This window comes from Streptomyces sp. NPDC104309 (assembly GCF_055584025.1).
Window position 1 is genome coordinate 1 of the sequence record NZ_JBVJMV010000119.1, and the last position, 4282, is coordinate 4282.

Annotated in this window: 3 protein-coding genes; all 3 read left to right on the top strand. The window is 65.1% G+C overall.

Annotated elements, in window-relative coordinates; all coding sequences use genetic code 11:
* Positions 1-564: 564 nt before the first annotated feature.
* The 3 genes from ACZ68L_RS46625 to ACZ68L_RS46635 all read left to right on the top strand — a co-directional run bounded on the left by ACZ68L_RS46625 (position 565) and on the right by ACZ68L_RS46635 (position 4072).
* Positions 565-1146, top strand: a complete 582-nt coding sequence (locus ACZ68L_RS46625; RefSeq protein WP_469590962.1) for a YdeI/OmpD-associated family protein — start codon at positions 565-567, stop codon at positions 1144-1146.
* A gap of 238 nt (positions 1147-1384) precedes the next feature.
* Entirely contained in the window at positions 1385-2335 is a 951-nt protein-coding gene (locus ACZ68L_RS46630) for an alpha/beta fold hydrolase (protein WP_469590963.1), read from the top strand.
* Between the two features lie 282 nt (positions 2336-2617).
* A complete protein-coding gene (locus ACZ68L_RS46635; RefSeq protein ID WP_469590965.1) occupies positions 2618-4072 on the top strand; it encodes an NF041680 family putative transposase in 1455 nt (484 codons plus the stop codon).
* Positions 4073-4282 lie beyond the last annotated feature (210 nt).

Sequence of the window (4282 nt, forward strand, 5' to 3'; positions counted from 1 at the left end):
CAACGTTCTCTGGGCCATGCTCCGCGACGGAGCGTGCTACCAGCCCGCACCATCAGTCACGCTGGCGGCTTGACATCCCTATTGGGAAGTTCTTTAATCTCTGGTGCTTCTCATGGCCTGCGACATGTACGGTGCCGTGGCGACAGATGGGCTGTACCCACGACTGGCGGATGCGTTCCCAGCACTTGCTACCGAGATCGTGAACTGCTGCGTGCTGAGGGTGAACCGCTGGCCGAGGTGGTCGCTGACCTGCCCTACTACGGCCCGTGCACCTGTACCGTAACCTGCGTCAACCTGCGTCAACCTGCTGACCGCGCCGCCCGGTTCGTCGGGTTCCTCCAGGCGGCCACAGCGGGGAGATCGGGCACATCCGAGTACGCGACCTCGACGTCGGCCGTCAGCTCAAGCAGTTCATCGACTCGACGGGTGGCCTGTGGCAGCAGGACGAAGCTCGCCAAGTAGTGAGCCGGTCAGGTCGCCTGAGTAGGCCGCTTGAGCAGGTCACCTGGGCGGTGCGCTCGAGTAGGTCAGCATCTGTCCTATAGGGCCTCTAGTCTGCGGTTTATGCAGAAATACGAGGACGGCGTCGAGATCCTTGTCCCCGCGAGCCCGGCCGAGCTTGAGGCCTGGCTCGACACGCATTACGGGGAACGGACCGCGCTCTGGGTGAAGATCGCCAAGAAGCACACCGGCATCCCGTCGCTCACCTGGGAAGAGATGGTCGACACGGTGCTCTGCTTCGGCTGGATCGACGGTCTGCGGCGCGGCTTTGACGACACGTACTTCCTGCAGCGCACGACACCCCGCAGCCCCCGCTCCGCCTGGTCGCAGGTGAACGTCGACAAGGCCGAGGCCCTGATCGAGGCAGGCCGGATGCACCCCCGCGGCCTCGCCGAGATCGAGGCGGCGCGGGCGGACGGCCGCTGGGAGACGGCATACGCCTCGCAGAAGAATGCCACCGCACCGCCGGATCTCGTCGAGGCGCTCGACGCGAACCCGGCCGCGCGGGCGTTCTACGAGACGGTCAGCAAGTCCGACCAGTTCGCCCTATACCTCCGCCTGGTCACCGCCCGCACCGAGAAGACCCGGCTGGCCCGCCTGGAGCGGATGGTGGCGGCGATGGCGAGGCCCGGGCGGCCATCATGATCAACCGCTCGGCCAACGCGCAGATCAAGGACATCAAGGCCCGCGGAGGCTTATAGAGAGCTTCAATAGCTGAGATTACGAAGTGTAACCATCCCGTCGCATATCGGTGATCTCCGCGTCAGGCTTCATTCCGAACGGGGTCCCCTCCGTGAGAAGAGTTCGCGATACGACAGCCCGAACTATCTTCGGGAACCTTTGCCTAATACTAATCACCCAGAAAAGACAATGAGGAAACGTGATGCTCAATCCAACCGATTTTCCCAAGCCCGCCATTATTCCGGTCAACGGTGTGGAACTCGAAGTCTTCGAAGCAGGTCGAGAAAACGAGGGAAAGCCCATCGTGCTCTGCCACGGCTGGCCGGAGCACGCCTTCTCCTGGCGTCACCTGATGCCCACCCTCGCCGCAGCCGGCTACCACGTCATCGCACCGAACCAGCGGGGTTACGGCAACTCATCCCGCCCGACCGAAGTGACGGACTACGACATCGAGCACCTGTCGGGTGACCTCGTCGCGCTCCTCGACCACTACGGATACGAAGACGCCACATTCGTCGGCCATGACTGGGGTGCGTTCGTCGTCTGGGGACTGACCCTGTTGCACCCCAACCGTGTGAACAAGGTGATCAACCTGAGCTTGCCTTACCAGGTGCGCGGAGAAAAGCCGTGGATCGAGGTCATGGAAGAATTCCTCGGCGGCGACTTCTACTTCGTCCACTTCAATCGACAGCCGGGCGTTGCGGACGCCGTGTTCGATGAGAACGCATCCCAGTTCCTCCGCAACCTTTACCGGAAGAACGTGCCCCCCGCGCCCCCTGAGCCGGGCATGGCAATGATCAATCTCGCCAGAGCGGAAACACCACTCGGTGAGCCCGTCATGAGCGACAGCGAACTGGCCGTCTACGTCTCCGCGTTCGAATCATCGGGATTCACGGGCAGCACCAACTGGTACAGGAACCTCGACCGCAACTGGCGCTTGCTGGCGGACGTGGACCCGATCATCCGACAGCCCGCCCTCATGATCTACGGCGACCGGGACTGGGCGATCCCGAGGTCCGAAAACCTGACAGAGTTCGTGCCCAATGTGGAAGTGGTCGGCCTGGACTGCGGTCACTGGATCCAGGAAGAAATGCCCGAAGAAACAAACCGAGTGATTTCACAATGGCTGGAACAGCAGGAGACCACCGTCTGAGCTTGATTCTGTCGGGGATCTTGGAGTTTCCCGGTGCGCCGACGTGATCGGTGGGCATGCTCGGGGTGTTCCGAGAGCCCGTGCAGTTGTTGAGGTGTCCGTTGTCGCTCCGTCCTCGTTCCGGTGAGCCAGTCCCGCTTCTGAGCTTGTTCCTCATGGTCTGAGGTCGAATTGGGCCTCGAACTAGGCCACTCACCTGGGTGTTCACCGGGACGCGGGGGCGGCCTTCGTCTGATCATGTGCTCCGACCAAGGTGCACCGATCGAGACGAAGGCCGTGAGGGTGAGTCTGCTGCCTGACGCCGGTCCCGGGGAAGCGTTCGCGCAAGCATCACGCTTCCGGGAGGACTTATTCGACTGTCTGACCGCGCGCGGGGACGAACTGTTCGACCTCGTCGACGCGTTGCTGTGCGCGGACGGGCCGGTGACCTCGCCAGTGGACCTGACGCTGGTGGCCGGGCACCGGCGCGGGCACGGCGCGATGTACGAGGCGTTGAACCACGGGAGTGTGGACGTGCCCCGGCTGCGGCAGGTGCTGGCCGGTCTGCCGATGCCGCGGGCCGCCGACGGGCGCCTGGTCCTGGCGGTCGACGTCAGCAACTGGCTCCGCCCCGACGCGCCGACCAGCGCGGACCGCCTGTTCTGCCACGTCTACGGCCGCAGCGGACGCTCCTCGGACCAGTTCGTCCCCGGCTGGCCGTACTCCTTCGTCGCCGCCCTCGAATCGGGCCGGACGTCCTGGTGTCAGCTCCTGGACGCCGTCCGCCTCGGCCCCGAGGACGACGTCGCAGAGGTCACCGCCGCCCAGCTCCGCCGCGTGGTCGAGGACCTGATCGAGATGGGCCGCTGGCACGCCGGCGACCGCGACATCCTCATCGTCTTCGACGCCGGCTACGACGCCCCGCGCATGGCCCACCTCCTCGACGGCCTCCCGGTCGAGGTGCTGGGACGGATGCGCTCCGACCGCGTCATGCGACGGCCGACACCCACGCTCACGGAGTACGCCCTGGCCTATCCCCAGGGCGGGCGGCCGCCGAAGCATGGCAAGGAGTTCCGCTTTGCCAAGCCGGACACCTGGGGCGAGCCGGACGCGGCCACGACACAGGTCACCGACCGGTACGGCACCGCCCACGCGATGACCTGGGACCGCATTCACCCCCGCCTGACCACCCGCTCCGCATGGATCGACCACACCGGCGAACTCCCCATCATCGAAGGCACGCTGATCCGCCTCCAGGTCGATCGCCTGCCCGGTGGAGGCGCCCCTCTCCCGCTCTGGCTCTGGTCCTCCGCCACCGGCCTGAACAGCGAGGACGTCGACGTGCGCTGGCAAGCGTTCCTGAGAAGGTTCGACATCGAGCACCTCTTCAGGCTGATGAAACAGACCCTCGGGTGGACGCGGCCGAAGCTTCGCACCCCCGAGGCCGGCGAGCGCTGGACCTGGCTGATCATCGCCGCGCACACCCAGATTCGCCTTCTGCGCGGGGCCGCCGCCGACTTGCGGCGACCGTGGGAGAAGCCCGCCGAGCCCGGCCGGCTCACCCCGGCCCGAGTCCGCCGGGGGTTCAGAAACCTCCGCCCACATCTCACCTGCCCGGCCCGTGCACCGAAACCCTCAACACCCGGACCAGGAAGACCACTTGGCTCGAAGAACCAGCGGCCCGCCACCCGCTACGACGTGGGCAAGACCGTGAAACGACCCGAGAGCATCACCGAACGAAATCGACTCAGACCATAAAGAGCAAGCTGAGAAGCTGTTGTCGTACCGAGGGGTTCGGTTGTGGGTCGAACGTGGTTTCCCGGTCGGGTGATCGGCTTGTGGCTGGGGAATGAAAGCAGGGCCTCCCGCACAACTCATGGGTGTTGAAGTCCATTCGGGCGTCGGGAGGCCCTGTGCCTCAGTTTTCCGTGCCGGTGTCTGTGGAGTCCAGCCCGGATAACCCGTCGT